Source organism: Massilia sp. Bi118 (genome assembly GCF_918697865.1).
In the GTDB taxonomy this organism is placed as follows: Bacteria; Pseudomonadota; Gammaproteobacteria; order Burkholderiales; family Burkholderiaceae_D; genus Telluria.
This window is the reverse complement of record NZ_CAKKMV010000004.1, coordinates 19,973-39,446: the sequence shown is the minus strand read 5'-3', so window position 1 is coordinate 39,446 and position 19,474 is coordinate 19,973. Positions and strand designations below refer to the sequence as shown.

Below are 19,474 nucleotides of genomic sequence, written 5' to 3'. Positions count from 1 at the left end.
AAAGTTGCCTTAACGAGCAGGATTTCCTCTAAAATGCGACGCTACTGGATTTGCGCCCGCACACAATGCAGGCATCTGGTCCAGCCATTCCTATTCTTATAAAACGTATTTGGGGAGGAACCGCATGAGCGGTGCAGCTACTTCTACCGTCGAACAGAAGGCGATCCCGGAATTCAAACAGATCATGGGACACCCAGCGCCGCTGTGGATGCTGTTCATGACCGAATTCTGGGAACGCTTCGCTTTCTACGGCATCCGTTGGGCCCTGGTGCTCTACATCGTCGCCCAGTTCTACGGCGGCAGCGGCGTCGGCGAAGCCGATGCCAACCTGACCTACGGTTCCTACCTGGCGCTGGTCTACGCCGGCGCCGTCTTCGGCGGCTACGTCGCCGACCGCGTGATCGGCTACCAGCGCTCGATCCTGGTCGGCGCGGCCTTCATGGCGGCCGGCCTGTTCGCCATCACCGTCCCCGATCCGAACGTGTTCAAGCTCGGCCTGGCGACGATCATCGTCGGCAACGGCATGTTCAAGCCGAACATCTCGACCATGGTCGGCCAGCTGTACGCCGTCGGCGACGAGCGCCGCGACTCCGGCTTCACCATCTTCTACATGGGCATCAACAGCGGCGCCTTCATCGCCCCGATCCTGACCGGCATCCTGGCCAACGCCATGGCCGGCAGCACCGGCGTGCCGGCGTACAAGGTCGTGTTCTTCGCCGCCGGCGTCGGCATGCTGCTGTCGCTGGTCTGGTTCCAGATCGGCCGCAAGGGCCTGAAGGGCATCGGCGCGCCGGTCGGCGAACTGGCCAGCACGACCCGCCTGATCGGCGTGATCGTCGGTTCCGCCGTCGTGATCCCGGTCGTCTACTACCTGCTGAAGCTGGGCGCGGACACCATCCAGGGCATCCTGTCGGTGCTGTTCATCGTGCTGGCGATCATGCTGATGGTCGAAGGCATCCGCAACGGCAAGGTCGCGCGCGACAAGACCATCGCCATGCTGCTGATCTTCTTCTTCAACATCATGTTCTGGTGCTTCTTCGAGCAGGCCGGCAGCTCCTTCACCTTCCTGGCGAAGAACATCGTGCGCCGCACCTTCGGCGACTGGGAATTCCCGGTCGGCTGGTTCCAGTCGGTGAACTCGATCGCGATCATCGTCTGCGCGCCGATCGTGGCCGCCATCTGGGTCAAGATGGGCCGCGCCAATCCGTCGATCCCGCGCAAATTCGGCCTGGGCCTGATCTTCAACGGCCTCGCCTTCCTGCTGCTGATGTTCGCGCTGCAGCACCTGGTCGGCCAGGATTCCAAGATCCCGTTCTGGACCCTGTTCATGGTCTACGTGATCCAGTCCATCGGTGAGCTCTGCCTGTCGCCGATCGGCCTGTCGATGGTCACCAAGCTGGCCCCGGTCCGCCTGGTCGGCCTGGGCATGGGCGGCTGGTTCCTGTCGACCGGTATCGGCAACAACCTGTCGGGCATCTTCGCCTCGATGGTGTCGGGCGAAAAAGGCATGAGCGTGGAATCGGCGCTGGGTGGCTACACCTTCGGTTTCTGGGCCCTGATCGGCTCGGGCGTGCTGCTGTTCCTGATTGCGCCGCTGATCCAGAAGCTGATGCATGGCGTGAAGTGATCGAAGACGGGGGCACAGATTGCAGGCCCCACTTCAATAAGAAACGGCAGCTTTCGGGCTGCCGTTTTCGTTTGGCGACGGCGCCGTATTACAGGGCGTGCTCCCTGTCCAGCATGAGCTTCTCGTAGGATTTGCGCATCACGGCGATCTGCTCCGGCGTGATGCCCGAATCCTTGAAGCCGCGCAGTTCGTAGATGCCGTCGCCGGTCAGGTACATCCAGGCCTTGAAGATGCGGTCCGGCTTTTCGATAAACAGAATCGACACCTGGCGCCCGCCGGTGAAGGGCTGGCCTTCGATTTTATAGACGGTGAAACGGCTGGATAGATATTGGCTGTCGACCTGCTCGAGATCGGCACGCTCCAGCATTGCCTTATCGGTCCTGCCCCGGCCGTGCCATTTCTCGGATTTTCCTTGCTTCAGTGCGATATAGGCGTCCAACTCCTTGCGCAATCCGATCACGAATGGGTTCTGGTAGACCGCGTAATATCCCGCCAGGGTGGCGTCGGTGACGCGGCTTCCCTGCGCCTGGGCAGTCGGAAACAAGCCCAGGCCGATTGCGATCGTCGCGCAGAATGGCAGTCGTCGAAGGGACATAGCGGCTCCACGGTTGAGAGTTCTTTAGTATATTGCAATACCATGAATGGCCACCCTCTTCCCTTGCGGGTTTTTTATTTGCTACTCGCCGGCCTGCCCCTGTATATTCCGCTCCGTCGATTCCAACTCGTTCGCCTCACAGTATGAAAAGCAGTTCCAACAGCGGCCTCGTCTACTCCACCGAAACCGGCCGCATGTGCCCCGATTGCCGCCAGCCGCTCGCCGCCTGCGCGTGCGAGGCGAAACCCGTCATCGTCGGCGACGGCGTCATACGCGTCTCGCGCCAGACCAAGGGCCGCGGCGGCAAGTGCGTCACCCTGGTCAAGGGCGTTGCACTCGACGCCGTCGCACTGGCCGCGCTCGGCAAGCAGCTGCGCACGGCTTGCGGTTCCGGCGGCACCGTGAAGGACGGCGTCATCGAAATCCAGGGCGACCATTGCGACCTGGTCATGGAAACACTCAAGAAACTCGGCCACGACCCGAAGCGCGCGGGCGGTTGAGGGCAAGCTGAAAATACTTGCCTTGCGTGCAAGTCGCCTTTTACACTGTCTTACCCAAAAGTTTTCCGCGACCCTGCTCGCAAGCATGGCCGCCCATGCCCAACTGCGCGTGGACATCGCCGGCGTCGGCAACAAGCAGATCCCGGTCGCCGTCGCGGCCTTTGCCGACGAAGCCGCCGGCCCGAACCAGGTCTCGGCGATCATCCGCGCCGACCTCGAGCGCAGCGGCGTGTTCAAGGTCATCGACGTACAGCAGACCATCGCGGATACCGCCAATGTCGACCTGGCGGCCTTCAAGGCCGGCGGCGCCGATGCGCTGGTGGTGGGCTCGGTACAGAAGCTGGCCGATGGCCGCTTCCAGGTGCGCTACAAGCTGCTCGACGCGGTCAAGCAGACCCAGCTCTCGCAACTGAACGATGCCGCCGCGCCGCAAAACCTGCGGCTGGAAGCGCACCGGATCGCCGACGACGTCTACGAAAAGCTGACCGGCGTGCGCGGCGTGTTCGCAACGCGCATCGCCTACGTCAAGGTGAATCCGGCGCCCGGCCCGCACAAGTACGAACTCATGGTGGCCGACGCCGACGGCGAAAACGAACAGCTGGCCGCCGGCGGGCGCGAATCCATCGTGTCGCCGGTCTGGTCGCCGGACGGCAGCAGGCTCGCCTACGTTGCCATCGACATGAACAAGCCGGTGGTGCACGTGCACGATCTGCGGACCGGCCGCAGCGCGGTCGTGGCCAACTTCAAGGGTAACAACTCGGCGCCGGCATGGTCGCCGGACGGCACGAAGCTGGCGGTGTCGCTGTCGACGACCGGCAATACGCAAATCTACGTCATGAACGCCGATGGCAGCGGGGTGCGCCGCGTTTCGAACAGCAAGGCCATCGACACCGAAGCGCAGTTCTCCGGCGACGGCCAGAGCCTGTATTTCCTGAGCGACCGCAGCGGCGGCCCGCAGATCTACAGGATGAGCGTGAACGGCGGCCAGCCGGCCCGCGTGACCTTCAACGGCAATTTCAATATCTCGCCGCGCATCTCGCCCGACGGCACCACGCTGGCGTGGATTGCGCGCGTCGACGGCAACTACTGCCTGTATGCGATGGACCTCGCCAGCGGCCAGGAGCAGCGCCTGGCCGAGGGCGCCACCGAGCCGAGCTTTGCGCCAAACGGCAAGTACATCGTCTATGCCGGCGAGGCCGATGGCCGCGGTGCGCTTGCCGTGGTGTCGGTCGACGGGCGCGTCAAGCACAGCCTGACGGCGCGGACGGCGGCCATCAAGGCCCCCGGCTGGGGACCCTTCAGGAAGTAAGCCGAAGCGCTTACTGCTGCTTGGCTGGCTGCGGCTGCGCCGGCGGGTTGGGCGGCTGCGGCTGCGCCGCCTTCTCCTGCGCCTGCTGCATCTCCTGGGCGCGCCTGATCGCCTCGCGCGCCGCCGGGCTGTCGACGTTGACGCCGGCCGCCGCCATCGCATTGCGCACCGCATCGTTGCCGGTCACGCCGCCGAAGGTGTAGCGCAGGCCGACGTAGATGCGGCGCTGGTGCACGGTGGTCTCAAGGCGGTCGCGCAGCGTGTCGGTCTCGACGCGGAACTTCTGGCCGGTCGAATTCAGCACGTCGTTGGCGCGGATGTTCAGCGACAGGCGCTTGTCGAACTTGTGCTCGTAGGCCAGCGTCATCATGCCGAAGGGCTCGCGATAGCCTTCACCGGACAGCAGCTTACCCTGGCGGAAGGTCATCACCGACAGCGTGTTCATGGGGTTGATCAGCCATTGTCCGCCGCCCTGCAGCTGCAGCGAAGGCGAGGAACGCTTCTCGCCAGTCAGGCCCAGCGCGCCGACGCGGTCCTGCTCGATGAAGCCCCAGTTCCCGTTGAACATGAAGCGGATGTTCGGCAGCGCCACGCCCTTGATCTTCATGTTCGGCGGGATCATGCCCATCACCGAGAACTCGAGGCCGCCCGAGCGGCGGTCGCCGAGGTTTTCGCGCGTGGTCAGCAGCGTGTTCGCATCGAGGAAGACGCGGCGCTCGGTGATCACATCGGACTCGCGGCGCAGGTAGCCGCGCAGGCTCACCGGCATCAGGCCCTTGATCTTGGTCTCGTAGCCCAGTTCCAGCGAGTGCAGCTTGACCGCGTGCAGGTGCGGGTTGCCCGAGCTGACGTAGTAATCGTTGGCGTAGTTGACGAAGGGGTTCAGCTCGCCCGAGTTGGGACGCGAGATGCGGTCGGCGTAGGACAGGCGCAGGTTCGAGTTCGGGTCCAGTTTATAGGTCAGGAACAGGCTGGGCAGGTAGCTGGTGTACTGGTTGGTGGCCTGGATGCCGGTAGTGACCTGGTCCAGGTCCTGGTCGGTGCGCTCGACCCGCATGCCGCTCTTGAAGGACCACAGCTTATTCAGCGGCATCTCGTAGGTGCCGTAGACTGCCAGCACGGACTGGTCCAGCTCGAACAGATTGCTGCGGCGGGTGTCCAGGCCACCACCGCCGGTCAGGAACAGATAGCGGTTGTCGGCCGTCTGCTGGGTGCGCTGCCAGCGCGCGCCGGCGTTCAGGAAGCCCGGGCCGGTCTTGCCCGAATAGTCGGTGCTCAGGTCGGTCAGGCGCACGCGCGTCTCGACGTCCTGGGCGTAGTCGCGCAGCACCGGACCGCAGGCGCAGGGCGTCTGCACGCTCTGGTACAGGGTCGAAGTGTCGGCGGTGTTCGTGTTCGACGAGTGGCGCAGGTCGACCTTCAGGGCTTCGCCGTCGTTCTTGAAGCGGTGCTCGAAGCCGGTCACGAATTCGTGGTTGAGGGCATCGCCTTCGGTCCTGCGGCGCGTGAAGTAGTCGACCACCGGCGCCTGCGTGTTACGGAAATCCGTGAAGTGCTGGTTCGAGTCGTTGTCGTTGCCGCGCTTGTTGACCGAGACCGAGCCGGTGACGGTGTCCTGCTCGTTGTAGTTGTAGCGCCCGCCCACGCCGGCCTGCACGAAGGTGTTGATGCCGTGGTTGCGGCTGTCCTGGCGCAGGCGGTTGATGGCGCCGGTCTTGGGATCGATGGCTTCGCGCAGCTGTTCGGTTTCGCTGTCGTTGCCGTCGCGGCGCAGGTTCAGGCTGCCGTTCACGGAGGCGTAGCCGGCGCTGTAGCTGCCGTTGGCGAAGGCATTGCCGCGGCCGCCCGGGGCGATGGTGCTGGCCATGCTGCCGTTGCCGCCCGGTTTGGTGTAGCGGCGCGAGATCAGGTTCAGGATGGGGCCGCCGCCCGCTTCGTTGCCGAACTCCGCGCCCGGGTTGTTGATCACCTGGACCGATTCGTAGTTCTCGGCCGGCAGCGCATTGATGGCGGCGGCGCGGTTCTCGCCCTGCAGCTGGGCGGTGGGCTTGCCGTCGACCAGCACCGTCACGCGCTCGCTGCCGCGCAGGCGCACGGTGCCGTTCGGATCGACGTTCACCGAGGGCACGTTGTTCAGCACGTCGCCGATCGAGGCGCCGGCGGTGCTGGCGTCGTTCTTGATGTCGTAGACCTGGCGGTCGACGCGGTTGCTCGAGCGCTCGCTGACCACGTTCACGGTGGCGATCTGGCCTTCGGCCTGCGGCGGCTCGGCCTTCACCGCGGTCCGGCCCTCTGCCTTGGGCGCCGGCTTGGCCGCCGCCGCTGGCGTGGGTCGGGTGTCGGCAGGGGCCGTTTGCGCGCCGGCGTTGAGGCTCAGGAGCAGCAGCGCGACGGCGGCGGGGATGGCCTTGCTGGCGGCGGGATGGGTGCCCGCGGAGTGACTCGACATATGTATGAGAAAGATGATTAAAAGTAAAAAGATTAACCGTGAGAAAATATCATCTTTCGTATGTATCGGCTAGGCCTCCTTGCTTATGATTACGCCATGAAGAAAGCGATCGGTACCCTGCTGTGGCTGGCTGGTCACATCATCAATGGCCTGACTCTGTTCTCGGCCCTCATCTACCTGTTCGGCGCCGTGGTGTGGATGCATGCGCCGCTGGTCGGCGTCCTCCTGGCCGGCGCGCCGATGCTGCTGCCGCCGCTGGCGCTGGCGTGGCTGTGCCGGCGAATCGGACGGCGTTTGCGCGACGATCTTCCCGTGCTGCCGGCTTCAAGGCAAAAGCGCTGGCTGCTGGGCGGGCTGGCCGTGGCGACGGCCGGCGTGTTTGCGATGCTTGCCCGTACGGGCGTGAACGAATACAAGTGCAGCATCGACCGTTCGCGCAACGCGGCCACGCATGCGGCCGAGACGCAAAAGAATGGCTTCGAGCTGGTCTGCGAAAGCGCCCTGGCGCAGTACGATGTGGGCTTGCTGCCGAACCTCATCGCCACCCGTAACCTCGCATTCACGCCCGTCGACCTGTCGCACACGCCTTTCGCGCAATTCGAGAGTCTCGGCAGCCGGGCCGAAACCGTGGTCGATGTCCGCTCGCGGCTTTACCGCGGCTTCCGCATGCCGGACGGGCATCGCCTGATCCTGTTCGAGCAGGACATGTCCGCCGACGGCAGCACGTCCTGGCGCGATCCGAAGGATGAACCGGAGCGCGTCAACGGGCACCCGGCGCGCCTCGTCGTCATGGAAGACCCCACGGGCAAGGCGGTCTCGCTGCTTTCCTGGATGGAGGGACGGCGCGACTACCAGCTGTGGGTCGACGCAAACATCGCGCGCGTGCCCTTGCGCCAGCAGCTGTTTGCGCTGGCGGCGTCGATACCGAAGGCGGTGCCGGCCTGTCCGAACGAGCCGCCGCCGCGGTCGGCGCGGCTCGGTCCGGACGGTCAGCCGGTCAAGGAGCCGATGCCGCAGGTCTTGACCCAGGCGCAGCTGGATACGCTCGGTGACAAGAGCAAGCGGCCATGCAAATAGAAACGGGAAAGCATGCGAACAATAAGGAAGATCCTGTCTGCAGCAAGTCTTGCCATGGTGCCGGGTCTGTCCTGCCTGGCCCATGCGGCTTCAGCCGACAGCGCGGCAAACGGCGAAAACCTGCTGGTCTTCGTCGGACAAAAAATCAGCCTGGAAAAGCAGCCGCCGCCCGGCTGCGACAATTGCATCATCATGGACGAGCACTTCGTCGCCAACTACCGCATCCTGGACACGGTCTTCGGCGACTACCGCGCCAACACGATCGCTTTCGACGTCTACGACCACTACGGAACGCCGGCTTTCTCGACCTACGAGACCGTGCTGCTGTTCGTGAGCCGGCAGCCGGACGGCAGCTGGGTCCATGAAAAATACCAGTTCTACGACCTTCATCAGGGCGTCGACGCCCAGTGGTATGGATGCGGCGATCCCTACCAAAACTATCCGAATCCGCCGCGCACGGTCAAGGCGCGCCCCGTCGAATTTGCGGCGCCGGTGTCCTATCCGCTCAAGGAGTTGAAGCCGGAGCAGATCAAGCGCTATTATCCGGCCGGGTATTTCGACATCCGCGGCGGCCGCGCCTGGTGCCTGAAGGCGACCTCCGCGGCGGATTTGTTCGAGGCGAAAAAGCAGACCATCCTTACCGCGCGCGGCATCTTCAAGAAGGGAAGCGAATGAGCAATCAGGAATGGCATCCGGTCACGATGGACAACTGCGGCGAGGTCGAAGGACCTTTCTATCACGGCACCCGCTGGCCTCTCGCGCCGGGCGAGCTACTGGTGCCGGGCTTCGCCTCGAATTTCGAGGAAGGCCGCGTCTCCAACAACGTGTATTTTTCCGCCCTCATCGAGCCTGCCGCCTGGGGTGCCGAGCTGGCGAGCGCGCTGGCCGGCGTCGAGGGCCGCGGCCACATCTACCTGGTCGAACCGGTGGGTCCGTTCGAGGACGATCCGAACCTGACCAACAAGCGCTTTCCAGGCAATCCGACGCGGTCTTATCGCACGCGCCACGGACTGCGCATCGTCGAAGAGCTTACAAACTGGGAGGGCCATTCGCCGGAAGCGATCGGGCAGATGCTGGATCATCTTGCCGAACTGCGGCGCAGCGGCCGTGCGGCGATCGAAGACTAGGAGCCCCAATGCTGATCCGACCTTTCGTCCAGGGAGAAGAAAGCGCCCTCCTCGCGCTGTTCCAGTCCTCCGTTCGCGGCCTGGCTTCACGCAACTACACACCCGAGCAGATCGAAGCATGGTCGCCCTCCGCACCCGGCGCCGACTATCTGCGGCAATGGGCAGAACGCATGCAATCGAACCGTCCGTGGGTCGTCGAGCTGGATGGCCGCCCGGCCGCTTTCGCCGACGTCCAGCCCTCGGGCCTGATCGACCAGTTCTTCGTCGCGCCCGAATTTGCCGGCCGCGGTGTCGGCGCCGCGCTGATGCGCCATCTGCACCAACAAGCGCTGGCCCTCGGCGCCGCCGCGCTCACGGCCCATGTCAGCCTGACCGCGCAGCCATTCTTCCGGCGCCACGGTTTTATCGTCGAGCGGGAACAGGAAGTGTCCGTCCGCGGCAGTACCCTGCGCAATGCCGTGATGCGCAAGACCCTGCTCAGTTGTCCCCGTCCAGGGTCCGCCGCATCGTCTCCATCTCATTGATCACCCAGGCGCGGAACTGCTGCACCTTGGCCATCGTCTCCTTGTGCGGATTCACGAGGAAGCGGTAGCCGTTCCCATATGGCGCGCTGCGGCAGTTCAGCACGCGCAGGGCGCCGGAGGCGATGTCCCCGAACGCGATCCCGTAGGGCACCAGCGCCACGCCCTGCCCGGCCACCGCGGCCTGGGCCAGCACGCCCCAGTGGCTGAAGGTGCGCGAGAAATCGTATTTACCCTTGAGTGCCTTGTTCTCGTTCAGCAGCTGCAGCCAGGTTTCCGGCGTGCGCTCGCACAGCAGCGGGAAGCGCGCCAGGTCGGATAGCAGCAAGGCTTGCTGGCCCTCCGCCAGGAGATCGGGGCTGTAGACCGGCACCAGGCGCTCGCGGAACAGCAGCGCCGGATCGCCGTCCTTGACCGGGCCGAAGCGGATCGCGACGTCGACGCCGTCATCCAGCAGGTCGACGGGCGTGTCGTTCGAATCGATGCGGATGTCGAGTTCCGGATGCAGCTTGGTGAAACGCGGCATGCGCGGCACCAGCCATTTGATGGCGAAGGAGTGGGTGGTCGAAATGCGCAGGATGGCTTCCTCGTCGCCGCGCTGCAGTGCCGCGACCTTGGCGCGCAAATCGCCCAATGAGCGGCCGACCGCGATCGCCAGTTCCTGGCCCTTCGACGTCAGCGCGATGTGGCGCGGGTGGCGCACGAACAGCGGGAAGCCCACCGTTTCTTCGAGCTGCTTGACCTGCAGGCTGACGGCGGCCGGGGTCTTGTGCAGCTCCTGCGCCGCCAGCTTGAAACTGCCCCAGCGGGCAGCGCATTCAAAATCGATCAGACCGGACAAGCTGCGCAGGGGCTTCAATGGGCCACCATGCATAAGTTTTTCTTATTCATCGCACCGTTTTTTTCTTGTTTGAACATTTGCTGCACTGCATACAAAATATAGCTGATTCGCCAAGAACTAGCTATATGTATAGCGTCTTCAGCGTAAGGAAAACCATGTTCAAGAACATCCTGGTGATCGGCGGCACCCGTTTCATCGGCAGGCTGCTCGTGCAGCGGCTCCTGCGCGCGGGCCACCGCGTCACCATCGTCACCCGCGGCTACGCCCCCGACCCCTTCGGCAGCCGCATCCAGCGCATCCGCGCCGACCGCCGCAACGAACTCGCCATGCGCGCCGTGGCCAAGGCCGGCCCCTTCGATATCGTTTTCGATCAGATGTGCTACAGCCCCCTCGACGCGGCCATCGCCGTGCGCACCTTCGCAGGCCAGGTCGGGCGCTATGTGATGACCTCCACCGTCGACGCCTACCGCGTGCTCGGCTTCGAGCGCGCCGGTTTGTTGAAGGAGGACGATCTCGCCATCGAAGCCCAGGCCATCGACGCCAGCTACCCCTGGCACGACCCGCGCCGCGCGACCGAGTGCTACGTGACCGGCAAGGTACAGGCCGAGGCCTATCTGGTGCGCGAGGGTTCGCTGCCGCTGGTGACGCCGCGCATGGCCCACGTGCTGGGCGGACCGGAAGATTTCACGGGCCGGCTGGCCCATTACGTCGAACTGGCGCGCGCCGGCGCCACGCTCCACTATTCGAAGGAAGACGCCGCGGTGTCCTTCATGACCGCGCATGCGGCGGCCGACTTCCTGTTCTGGACCGGGATGCAGGATTTCACGGGGCCGGTGAATGCGGCTTGCGATGGGGCGCTGTCGGCATGCCAGCTGTATGAGCGGGTTGGCGAGGTGCTGGACGGGCCGGTGCGGACGCGGCGCGCGGTGCCGGCCGAGGCGCCGGGTCGTTTGTCGCCTTTCGATTTGCCGGGGGCGATGGTGCTGGATACTGCGCGGGCGAAGGGCTTGGGGTATTCGTTCGGGCATACCGACGAGTGGCTGGATCACACCATTCGCCAGCACGACCTGGCTTTCGTTTAAGCCCGCAGCCCAAAAACGTCGTCCCCGCGCAGGCGGGGACCCAAGTTGCACGCGTTATCGCAATGCACGCAGAACTTGGGTCCCCGCCTTCGCGGGGACGACGGTCAGCTGCAATTACTTAGCCGGCTTTTCGCGGCCAACCCAATACAACAGCAAAATCAAGGCCGCATACGGCAGAATCGAAAGCGCATCCGCACTCAGCCCCGCAAAGAACGGATTCGCCGCCTCCGCCCACTTGCCCATCGCCGTGTCGAAGTCCGTCAGCACCCCCGCCGTAATCGCAATGATGATGCCCGCCAGCGCACCGCCGGCGATGTAGCCCGAGGCCAGCAAGGTGCCGGAGCTGCGGTCGCCCGCGGCCTGCAGTTCTTCCTCGTTCAGGCCGGCGTATTGCGGCAGCTTGTTGTTGCGGCGGTCGACCGCCCAGCGGACCAGGCCACCGATCGCGATCGGCAGCGTCGACACCAGCGGCAGGTACACGCCCACCGAAAATGCCAGCGACTGGATGCCGGCCATCTCCAGCACCACCGCGATCATCACGCCGAACAGCACCAGGGTCCAGGGCAGTTGCTGGTCGAGGATGCCCTTGATGATGTAGGACATCAGCACGGCCTTGGGCGCGTCGTACTTCTTGACTTCGGAGCCGTCCGGGCGGGTGTGGAACTGGCCGTTGATACCCGGGTCGACCAGGTAAGCCAGCGAGCCGTCGTCGCGCACCAGGTATTTGCCGGCCGGGCCGCCCGTCGTGTCGGTCTTCTGCCAGACTTTGTAAGTGGCGTGGTCGCTCGAAGCCTGGGGGCCCTGCAGCTGCGCGGTCTGGGTCAGCTTCGACGCATCGGTCGTCACATGCGGCGCCACCTGCGCGGCCGGCACGTAGACGGTGCCGGCATCGTTCAGCTTCAGCAGGATCGGCCCGAGGATCAGCGCCGACGCGAAGGCGCCGGCCAGGATCGCGTACTGCTGCAGGCGCGGCGTGGCGCCGACCAGGAAGCCGGTCTTCAGATCCTGCGAGGTGGTGCCGGCATTGCTGGCGGCGATGCAGACGATGGCGCCGACCGACAGCGCGGTCACGTAATAGCGGCCGCCGGTCCAGCCCATCACCAGGAAGATCAGGCAGGTGAACAAGAGCGTTGCTACCGCCATCCCCGAAATCGGATTCGAGGACGAGCCGACCTCCCCCGTCAGGCGCGAGGACACGGTCGAGAACAGGAAGCCGAACACCAGGATCAGCAGCGCGCCCAGCAGATTCATGTGCAGCGGCGTGGCGAAGGTGATCACGGCGATGATGGCCAGGCAGCCGATCACCACCCACTTCAGCGGGATGTCCTGGTCGGTACGCAGATTGGAGTCGCCGGTCGAGCCCGACTTGAAGCCGGCCAGGCCGCCCTTCAGGCCATTCCAGATGGTCGGCATCGAGCGCACCAGGCTGATGAGGCCGCCGGCTGCCACCGCGCCCGCGCCGATATACAAAACGTAGGCGCTGCGGATGTCGTCCGGGCCCATGTCCTTGATCAGCATCGTCCCGGGGGACAACGGCACCGTCAGCAGGTCGCCGAAGAATTTGATCATCGGGATCAGGAGCAGATAGGACAGCACGCCGCCGGCCGCCATCGTCATCGCGATGCGCGGGCCGATGATGTAGCCGACGCCCAGCAGCTCGGGCGAGATCTCGGCGCCGATCGAGCCGGCCTTCAGCGGTGCGCCGAAGATGAAGTTGACCGTATCCTTCCACAGCTTGAGGGAGATGTTCAGCACCTTGTACAGCAGGCCGAGACCGAAGCCGCCGAAGATGATGAAGGCGCGCTGGCGCGCGGCCTTTTCCTCGCTTGATCCTTCCAGGCGGATCTCGCCGGCGGCTTCGCGCGAGGACGGCGTGGCGGCGGCCTTCAGCACTTCCGCGCAGGCCGTGCCTTCCGGGTATTTGAGTTCGCGGTGCTGGTCGACGATCATGGTGCGGCGCATCGGGATCATCATCAGGATGCCGAGCAGGCCGCCCAGCACGCCCACCAGCATCACGCGCGAGATCTCGAGGTCGAAGCCGAGGATCATAATCGCGGGCATGGTCACGCCCAGGCCGAAGGCCAGCGATTCGCCGGCCGAGCCGGCGGTCTGGGTGATCGAGTTCTCGAGGATGGTCGATTCGCGTCCGCCCGCCTTCTTGGCCATGCCGAACAGGGTGATCGCAATGACCGCCACCGGGATCGAGGCGCTGACCGTCAGGCCGACCTTCAGCACCAGGTAGAGCGAAGACGCGCCGAAGATCATGCCCAGCACCGTGCCCATGATCAGGGCGCGCAGGGTCAGCTCGGGCAGGTGTGCGGAGGCCGGAATATACGGCTTGACCGCGGGCGGATGGGGGTCGTACGGCATGTTTTCCTAGGGAGGTATCGTGTTTCTGGACGGCAGGGACCGCTTAGCGCTCCCTTAAAGGAGCACTATGGCACATGCCGTAGTGGAAGAAAAGCGGATTATAATTTTGAGGTAGACCGTGTTTACGCCCTGTCGGCACGGCGATCTGCCGGTCATCTGACCGTCATCAGAGAGTGAAGTTTTGGCAACTACGAGTAAAACACCCCGCCGCGCCTTCAGCGGCATCCGCGGATTCATATTGATCGCCCTCGCCGCCCTCCTCCTGCTCGTCGCGGGCGTGGTCGGCTACGTCCTGTTCCGCGTCCTGCCGAACGTGCCGGCGCTGGACGCCGTCACCGACTACCGGCCCAAGATCCCCCTGCGTATCTACACCGCCGACAAAGTCCTCATCGGCGAATTCGGCGAGGAGCATCGCGATTTCGTCCCGATCAAGAAGATTCCGGACCTGATGAAAAAGTCGCTGCTGGCGATCGAGGACGCGCGCTTCTACGAGCACGGCGCAATCGACTTCCAGCGCGGCGTCGGCGCGGTGGTCGCCAACCTGCGCCACGGTTTCGGCGCCGGCGGCGCCTCCACCATCACGATGCAGGTGGCGCGCAACTTCTTCCTGTCGCGCGAAAAGCACCTGACGCGCAAGGCCAACGAGATCGCGCTGGCCTACAAGATCGAGGCTGCGCTGTCGAAAGACGAGATCCTCGAACTGTACATGAACCAGATCTACCTGGGCCAGCGCGCCTACGGCTTCTCGAGCGCCGCCCGCACCTACTTCAACAAGACCCTCGACCAGCTCAGCGTGGCCGAGATGGCGATGCTGGCCGGCCTGCCGCAAAACCCCTCGCGCCACAACCCGGTGGCGAATCCGAAGCGCGCGCGCGACCGCCAGCATGCGGTGCTGAAGCGCATGCGCGAACTGGATTACATCAGTGAAGACCAGTACCAGAAGGCGCTGAACGAGCCGCTGCGCGTGAACACCCGCGGCCAGGAATTCGACACGCACGCCGAGTACGTGGCGGAAGCCGCGCGCCAGGCGGTCTACAGCCAGTTCAAGGAAGAGGCCTACACCAAGGGCATCCGCGTCTACACGACCATCCTGAAGGCCGAGCAGGAAGCGGCCTACAACTCGGTGCGGCGCAACGTGCTGGCCTACGACCAGCGCCACGGCTACCGCGGTCCGGAAGGCCGCATCGACCTGCCCGACGATCCGGTCGAGCGCGAAGACGCGATCTCGGACGCGCTGGGCAAGCGCCCGGTCAGCGACGGCCTGATCCCGGCCGTGGTGCTGGCCGCGTCCGGCAAGGCGGTGCGCGTCGAGACCATCGACGGCGACGACGTCAACATCACCGGCGCCGGCCTGAAGTTCGCGGCGGGCGCCCTGGCATCGAGCGCCAAGGAGGAACGCCGCATCGCCAAGGGCGCCATCGTGCGCGTGGCCAAGGACGCCAAGGGCAACTGGTCCATCACCCAGGTGCCGCAGGTGGCCGCGGCCTTCGTCGCCATCGACGCCAACACCGGCGCCTACCACGCGCTGGTCGGCGGCTTCGACTACAACCTGCAGAAGTTCAACCACGTGACCCAGGCCTGGCGCCAGCCGGGTTCCGGCTTCAAGCCCTTCATTTACTCGGCTTCGCTGGAAAAGGGCTATTCGCCGGCCACCCTCATCCTCGACGCGCCGCTCGACATGCCGGGCGAGAACGCGGGCGCCACCTGGTCGCCGCAGAACGACGACTTCAAGTGGGACGGCCCGATCACCATGCGCCGCGCGCTGGCCGAATCGAAAAACGTGCCCTCGGTGCGCCTGCTGCGCGCGATCTCGGTGCCCTACGCCCATGAATTCATCGGCAGGTTCGGCTTCGACGTGGCGCGCCAGCCGGCCAACTACACCATGGCCTTGGGCACCGGCGCCGTCACGCCGCTGCAGATGGCCGCCGCCTACGCGGTGTTCGCCAACGGCGGCTACCGGGTCCAGCCCTACCTGATCGCCCGCGTCGAGGATGCCGACGGCAAGGTCATCGCCGAGGCCAATCCGCCCGCCGCCCAGCAGGAAGAACAGCGCGTGCTGGATGCGCGCAATGCCTTCATCACCGACACCATGCTGCGCGACGTGACCCGCTACGGCACCGGCGCCGCCGCCACCAAGGAACTGGGCCGCAGCGACATCGCCGGCAAGACCGGCACCACCAGCGATGCCGTCGACGGCTGGTTCAACGGCTACGGCGGCGGCGTGGTGGCCGTGGCCTGGATGGGCTACGACGATCCGAAGTCGCTCGGCGGCCGCGAATTCGGTGCGACCCTGGCGCTGCCGATCTGGATCGACTACATGCGCGTGGCCCTGGCCAAGCATCCGCAGGAAGAGCGCGTGCCGCCGGAAGGCGTGGTGCGCGAGAACGACGACTGGGTCTACGCCGAGTTTGCCGAGAGCCCGGTATTTACAGGTATCGACCTCGACCAGCAGCCGGCTGTGGATCCGAACGCGGCGCTCGACCCGAACGCGCCCGTCGATCCGAACGCGCTGCCGCCGGCACAGCAGCCCGCAACCTTGCCGCCGAAGGAGAAGCAGCAACTGCAGAACAGCCTGTTCTAAGGCCCTACCGCAAGATAGACAAACGAGAGGCCCCGCTCACCCGGGGCCTTTTCTTTTGGCGAAGCACTTCCCCACAAATACAGTTTTTATTATGAAAATTGCCATAAGCAGGTCGGTTTTATCCTACATGCATGGCCGGGCTCTTCCTATTTTGAACATGCGCGCTCCACTCCATGATGGCATCAACCACCAAACAAGGAGATCAAAATGAAAACATTCCAGGGCGCACTAGTCGCTGGCCTGATGGCCATGAGCCTGGCCGCATGCAGCTCGACCGGCACCAGTTCCAGCGACATGAGCGGCAGCTCGTCCTCCGGCGCCACCTCCAGCGGCACGACCGAAGGCGCCACCGGCACCACCGGCACGACCGGCACCGGCACCGCCGGCTCGGGCACCTCCGGCACCACCAATTCCGGCACCTCGGGTACCGGCATCCGCTAAGCGAGGAACACCAAATGAGGAAGGTACACAGCGTATTCATCAACACCAGCCTGCTGTTCAGCCTGGTGGCCTGCAGCTCGACGAATACCACCGGTAATCCGAGCGACACCTCGACCGGCGGCTCGACCACCGGCACGGCAACTGCCACCGGCTCGGCAGCGGCCAAGGGCAATTCGGACGCCAACGGCACCGGCAAGCCGGCCGGCGGCATGCCGGCCAGCGGCAGCAGCGGCACCCAGGGCACGACCGGCGCAGTCATCGACGATACCACCGGCGTACAGAAGCCTGCGACCGGCACCAATGGCCAATAGCTGAACCGGCGGCCTGGCGCCGCCCCTCGGGTTAGAATGCAGCCTGATCGACTCGAGGGTGCCAGGCGATGAAAAACTGGATTGCGCGGCTGTTCGGCGGCGGCACGGCTGCCGCGCCCGCTGAGCCCACCGTGGCGCGGGCCGCCGTGGCCAAAGGCGAGGCGCAGTCTGCTGCCGCGGACCCTGTTACGCCCGCAAGGCCCAAGGGCCAGGATCTCTGGCACTGCCTGACAGCCGGCGCCGCAGCGTCGGCCCCGACCCCGCAAGCGCTTGCGCATGCCCAGCTGGTGCTGACCGAACTCGATCGCCTGATCGAGGCACCGTCCGATGCCGAAGGCCTGGTGCCGCGCGTTCCCGAAGTCGTTCCCCAACTACTGCGCAGCCTGCGCGACGAAGACGCCTCCAGCGCCGACCTGGCGCGCCTGGTGGCGCGCGATCCGTCCCTGGTCGCGGAACTGATCCGCGAAGCGAACAGCCCCTTTTACCGCCCGTCCAGCCAGGTCCGCACCATCGACGCCGCCCTGCTGGTGCTGGGCCGCAACGGCCTGCGCATGCTGATTGCGCGCGCCGCCTTCCGTCCGCTGATCGGCATGCAGGGCGGGCGCCACAGCCGGCAGGCCGGGCCGCGGCTCTGGAACCACACCGAAAACTGCGCGCTGGCCGCCAGCCTGCTTGCGTCCACTTACCGCGCCGATCCTTTCGAGGCCTATCTTGCTGGCCTGATGGACGACCTCGGCCTGATCGTCGCCTTCCGCCTGTTCGACAGCGTGCTGGAGGCCGACGCCCTGCCCCAGGATCCCGTATTCGTCGACGCCCTGCTGGCGCGCACGCGCACGCTGGCGGCGCGCATTGCCATGCAGTGGGAGATGCCGCCGCCGATCGCCGCGGCGATCCTGGGCGCCGCGGATCCGGCGCCGGCGACGGGCCTGGCCAGCGCGCTGCTTGAAGCCGAACGGCTGGCCTGCCTGCGCATGATGCTGGACCAGGGCGTGCAGGACGCGGACTATCCGGCCGCGGACGATGGCAAGGACGAGCGGGCGCGGGTCTTCGAACGGCTGGTTGGACCTTAATCCCGGCATGCCTTTCGACCTGAAAAAACACCTCCCCAAGCCCGGACAACGCTTCGCCCTGCCGCATACACGCCGTGAATTCGTCCGCCGACTGACGCCGATTGAATGCGAACGGTTGCACGGTCTGCCGGACGACTGGACGAATATTCCTTGGCGGGGTAAGGCCAAAGCGCCGGAGTCGCTGCGTTATGCCGCCTTGGTAATTCAATGGCGGTCCCGGTCTTGCGCTGGCTTGCCTTGCGCCTGTCGCGCGTGATGGCTGACAGCGCGCCTTATCGCCTGCCTGAATGCGTATAAAAAAACGGGCGTCGCAAGAGGCAACACCCGGCAACCTAAAGAATGACCGTTGAACGGTCGGGACCATTGTCCAGATTCGGAATGCAAGCCGTCAATATGCCGCCAAGTGGGCGTAAAAACGGCGCATCGTGCGCCCCGGTGCGTCGTTCGGTTACCACTTCTGAATTGTTGCCCGCGAAACGTCGAGCGCTTCGGCAAGTTCGTTTTCCATACATGCGCGGCGTCGTTGTGTTGTATCTAACAACGACATGGGAACCCTCAAACTGTCCGCGCGGGCGCTTACCTATGATGGGTTACTGCCTTTCTTATGGCGGACTTTCATAAACTATCACGGAGGCAATTATGTTGAAATGGTTCAAGACGTTATCCGGGGCAATTGTCCTGGCCGCCTTGGCCGTACCGTTGGGCGCGCAACAGTTGGGGACTGTGCGCGAAGCCCCGCCGCAGACCGCGCCGAAAAAGGTCGATCTGAGGCCCAAATATTTAGCCGTACGCGGCAGGGTGCTGATGCGGAGTGATAAAAACGGCGTGACGCGGTACGGCTACGAAAACGGGCGGTTGGTGAAGGAAATCGGCCAAAACGATGTAGTCGGAACCTACCAATACGACGGCGGCAAATTTTCAGGCGTTGTCTACACTGACGGCAGGTATATCAAGGCGTCCTACGGCCCGAACGGCGAAATGCTCGGCCTGACGAGCGACACCAGCGCGCGGGTAAAATTCCGCGTCCAAAACAAGCCGACGCGCGTAACTTCGTTCATGGCGATTCAAAACGGTATTGCCGCACTTCGCAATCCCGGCGCGGCCAATTACTGCGTCGGGACCGATGACGACGAAACATGCACCATAGTGGTTGAAGGGACAAGGCCAGACGGCGATGAATTGGACGATGGCGGGTGGGATGGCGGCGGTTATACGTGGGGGAACGATTTCCCGCCCGCTAGGGAAATGCCGTCCGGTGGGGGCGACGTTAGTAATCCGCCTGGTGAAAACCCCGAGGACTGCATACAAAATGTATGCAAACCCGCGTCCCAAAACATGGGGCAATACTGCTTAATAATTGCGCCCAATAACCCGGACACTTGGAAGAAGTGCAATGATAAGGCTACGGATTATTACTGGAAATGCAAGGATAGCTGCCACACGAATAATTGGGCGTGGCTCAACTGGTGGGTTTTCTCTTGGTGATCACTAGTCCGGCGTTGTCGTACTCGCTTAACGGCGAGTGCTTTTTATCGGGGTGAAAATGCGAAATTTAGCGAACACATTGCAGGAA

Annotated in this window: 17 protein-coding genes; 13 read left to right on the top strand and 4 right to left on the bottom strand. The window is 64.6% G+C overall.

Going from position 1 to position 19,474, the window contains the following annotated elements; genetic code table 11:
* Positions 1-124: 124 nt before the first annotated feature.
* Complete coding sequence (locus LQV39_RS07040) at positions 125-1,627, top strand: peptide MFS transporter (protein ID WP_230022370.1); 1,503 nt, start codon at positions 125-127, stop codon at positions 1,625-1,627.
* Positions 1,628-1,715: 88 nt separating this feature from the next.
* Here LQV39_RS07040 and LQV39_RS07035 read toward each other — a convergent pair whose 3' ends face one another.
* Complete coding sequence (locus tag LQV39_RS07035; RefSeq protein WP_230022367.1) at positions 1,716-2,222, bottom strand: hypothetical protein; 507 nt, start codon at positions 2,220-2,222, stop codon at positions 1,716-1,718.
* 143 nt (positions 2,223-2,365) lie between these two features.
* On the opposite strand from LQV39_RS07035, the gene LQV39_RS07030 reads away from it, so the two are divergent.
* Positions 2,366-2,722, top strand: coding sequence for a translation initiation factor Sui1 (locus LQV39_RS07030; RefSeq protein ID WP_230022360.1), 357 nt, complete (start codon positions 2,366-2,368; stop codon positions 2,720-2,722).
* Between the two features lie 85 nt (positions 2,723-2,807).
* Positions 2,808-4,031 (top strand): Tol-Pal system beta propeller repeat protein TolB, encoded by a 1,224-nt coding sequence (gene tolB / locus LQV39_RS07025; protein WP_230022358.1) that lies wholly within the window; start codon positions 2,808-2,810, stop codon positions 4,029-4,031.
* 10 nt (positions 4,032-4,041) lie between these two features.
* Here tolB and LQV39_RS07020 read toward each other — a convergent pair whose 3' ends face one another.
* Complete coding sequence (locus tag LQV39_RS07020; RefSeq protein ID WP_230022356.1) at positions 4,042-6,480, bottom strand: outer membrane beta-barrel family protein; 2,439 nt, start codon at positions 6,478-6,480, stop codon at positions 4,042-4,044.
* 96 nt (positions 6,481-6,576) lie between these two features.
* On the opposite strand from LQV39_RS07020, the gene LQV39_RS07015 reads away from it, so the two are divergent.
* The 4 genes from LQV39_RS07015 to LQV39_RS07000 are packed head-to-tail and all read left to right on the top strand — an operon-like array spanning position 6,577 to position 9,208.
* Entirely contained in the window at positions 6,577-7,557 is a 981-nt protein-coding gene (locus tag LQV39_RS07015; RefSeq protein ID WP_230022353.1) for a hypothetical protein, read from the top strand.
* 12 nt (positions 7,558-7,569) lie between these two features.
* Positions 7,570-8,232 (top strand): hypothetical protein, encoded by a 663-nt coding sequence (locus LQV39_RS07010; RefSeq protein WP_230022351.1) that lies wholly within the window; start codon positions 7,570-7,572, stop codon positions 8,230-8,232.
* Positions 8,229-8,684, top strand: coding sequence for an NAD(+)--rifampin ADP-ribosyltransferase (arr, locus tag LQV39_RS07005; RefSeq protein WP_230022348.1), 456 nt, complete (start codon positions 8,229-8,231; stop codon positions 8,682-8,684). Before LQV39_RS07010 ends, arr begins: the two co-directional genes overlap by 4 nt.
* 8 nt (positions 8,685-8,692) lie before the next feature.
* Positions 8,693-9,208 carry a GNAT family N-acetyltransferase gene (locus LQV39_RS07000; RefSeq protein ID WP_230022345.1) on the top strand — a complete coding sequence of 172 codons (516 nt, stop codon included), beginning with the start codon at positions 8,693-8,695 and terminating at the stop codon, positions 9,206-9,208.
* On the opposite strand, the gene LQV39_RS06995 is transcribed toward LQV39_RS07000, so the two are convergent.
* The gene (locus LQV39_RS06995) at positions 9,162-10,079 is read right to left on the bottom strand and encodes a LysR substrate-binding domain-containing protein (protein WP_230022334.1); all 918 of its coding nucleotides are present in this window, start codon (positions 10,077-10,079) and stop codon (positions 9,162-9,164) included. The genes LQV39_RS07000 and LQV39_RS06995 overlap by 47 nt on opposite strands.
* A gap of 122 nt (positions 10,080-10,201) precedes the next feature.
* Between LQV39_RS06995 and LQV39_RS06990 the strand changes: the two genes are divergently transcribed.
* On the top strand, positions 10,202-11,128 hold the full coding sequence (locus tag LQV39_RS06990) for an NAD-dependent epimerase/dehydratase family protein (protein WP_230022326.1): 927 nt from the start codon (positions 10,202-10,204) through the stop codon (positions 11,126-11,128).
* A 114-nt stretch (positions 11,129-11,242) separates the two neighbouring features.
* Here the strand turns inward: LQV39_RS06990 and LQV39_RS06985 are convergent, their stop codons facing one another.
* Complete coding sequence (locus LQV39_RS06985) at positions 11,243-13,498, bottom strand: OPT family oligopeptide transporter (RefSeq protein WP_230022324.1); 2,256 nt, start codon at positions 13,496-13,498, stop codon at positions 11,243-11,245.
* Positions 13,499-13,736: 238 nt separating this feature from the next.
* Here LQV39_RS06985 and LQV39_RS06980 point away from each other — a divergent pair, with 238 nt between their 5' ends.
* The 5 genes from LQV39_RS06980 to LQV39_RS06960 all read left to right on the top strand — a co-directional run bounded on the left by LQV39_RS06980 (position 13,737) and on the right by LQV39_RS06960 (position 19,386).
* Positions 13,737-16,079: a penicillin-binding protein 1A gene (locus LQV39_RS06980; RefSeq protein ID WP_230022322.1), complete on the top strand. Its 2,343-nt coding sequence runs from the start codon at positions 13,737-13,739 to the stop codon at positions 16,077-16,079.
* A 207-nt stretch (positions 16,080-16,286) separates the two neighbouring features.
* Positions 16,287-16,520 (top strand): hypothetical protein, encoded by a 234-nt coding sequence (locus tag LQV39_RS06975; RefSeq protein WP_230022321.1) that lies wholly within the window; start codon positions 16,287-16,289, stop codon positions 16,518-16,520.
* A 14-nt stretch (positions 16,521-16,534) separates the two neighbouring features.
* Positions 16,535-16,831 (top strand): hypothetical protein, encoded by a 297-nt coding sequence (locus LQV39_RS06970; protein ID WP_230022318.1) that lies wholly within the window; start codon positions 16,535-16,537, stop codon positions 16,829-16,831.
* A 68-nt stretch (positions 16,832-16,899) separates the two neighbouring features.
* The gene (locus LQV39_RS06965; protein WP_230022315.1) at positions 16,900-17,901 is read left to right on the top strand and encodes an HDOD domain-containing protein; all 1,002 of its coding nucleotides are present in this window, start codon (positions 16,900-16,902) and stop codon (positions 17,899-17,901) included.
* Positions 17,902-18,540: 639 nt separating this feature from the next.
* Complete coding sequence (locus LQV39_RS06960; RefSeq protein WP_230022312.1) at positions 18,541-19,386, top strand: hypothetical protein; 846 nt, start codon at positions 18,541-18,543, stop codon at positions 19,384-19,386.
* The last annotated feature ends 88 nt before the right edge of the window (positions 19,387-19,474 follow it).

Excerpts from the sequence above, each read along its gene's own strand:
- LQV39_RS07040 (WP_230022370.1), top strand. The coding sequence starts at position 125 with ATGAGCGGTGCAGCTACTTCTACCGTCGAACAGAAGGCGATCCCGGAA.
- LQV39_RS07035 (WP_230022367.1), bottom strand. The coding sequence starts at position 2,222 with ATGTCCCTTCGACGACTGCCATTCTGCGCGACGATCGCAATCGGCCTG.
- LQV39_RS07030 (WP_230022360.1), top strand. The coding sequence starts at position 2,366 with ATGAAAAGCAGTTCCAACAGCGGCCTCGTCTACTCCACCGAAACCGGC.
- tolB (WP_230022358.1), top strand. The coding sequence starts at position 2,808 with ATGGCCGCCCATGCCCAACTGCGCGTGGACATCGCCGGCGTCGGCAAC.
- LQV39_RS07020 (WP_230022356.1), bottom strand. The coding sequence starts at position 6,480 with ATGTCGAGTCACTCCGCGGGCACCCATCCCGCCGCCAGCAAGGCCATC.
- LQV39_RS07015 (WP_230022353.1), top strand. The coding sequence starts at position 6,577 with ATGAAGAAAGCGATCGGTACCCTGCTGTGGCTGGCTGGTCACATCATC.
- LQV39_RS07010 (WP_230022351.1), top strand. The coding sequence starts at position 7,570 with ATGCGAACAATAAGGAAGATCCTGTCTGCAGCAAGTCTTGCCATGGTG.
- arr (WP_230022348.1), top strand. The coding sequence starts at position 8,229 with ATGAGCAATCAGGAATGGCATCCGGTCACGATGGACAACTGCGGCGAG.
- LQV39_RS07000 (WP_230022345.1), top strand. The coding sequence starts at position 8,693 with ATGCTGATCCGACCTTTCGTCCAGGGAGAAGAAAGCGCCCTCCTCGCG.
- LQV39_RS06995 (WP_230022334.1), bottom strand. The coding sequence starts at position 10,079 with ATGCATGGTGGCCCATTGAAGCCCCTGCGCAGCTTGTCCGGTCTGATC.
- LQV39_RS06990 (WP_230022326.1), top strand. The coding sequence starts at position 10,202 with ATGTTCAAGAACATCCTGGTGATCGGCGGCACCCGTTTCATCGGCAGG.
- LQV39_RS06985 (WP_230022324.1), bottom strand. The coding sequence starts at position 13,498 with ATGCCGTACGACCCCCATCCGCCCGCGGTCAAGCCGTATATTCCGGCC.
- LQV39_RS06975 (WP_230022321.1), top strand. The coding sequence starts at position 16,287 with ATGAAAACATTCCAGGGCGCACTAGTCGCTGGCCTGATGGCCATGAGC.
- LQV39_RS06970 (WP_230022318.1), top strand. The coding sequence starts at position 16,535 with ATGAGGAAGGTACACAGCGTATTCATCAACACCAGCCTGCTGTTCAGC.
- LQV39_RS06965 (WP_230022315.1), top strand. The coding sequence starts at position 16,900 with ATGAAAAACTGGATTGCGCGGCTGTTCGGCGGCGGCACGGCTGCCGCG.
- LQV39_RS06960 (WP_230022312.1), top strand. The coding sequence starts at position 18,541 with ATGTTGAAATGGTTCAAGACGTTATCCGGGGCAATTGTCCTGGCCGCC.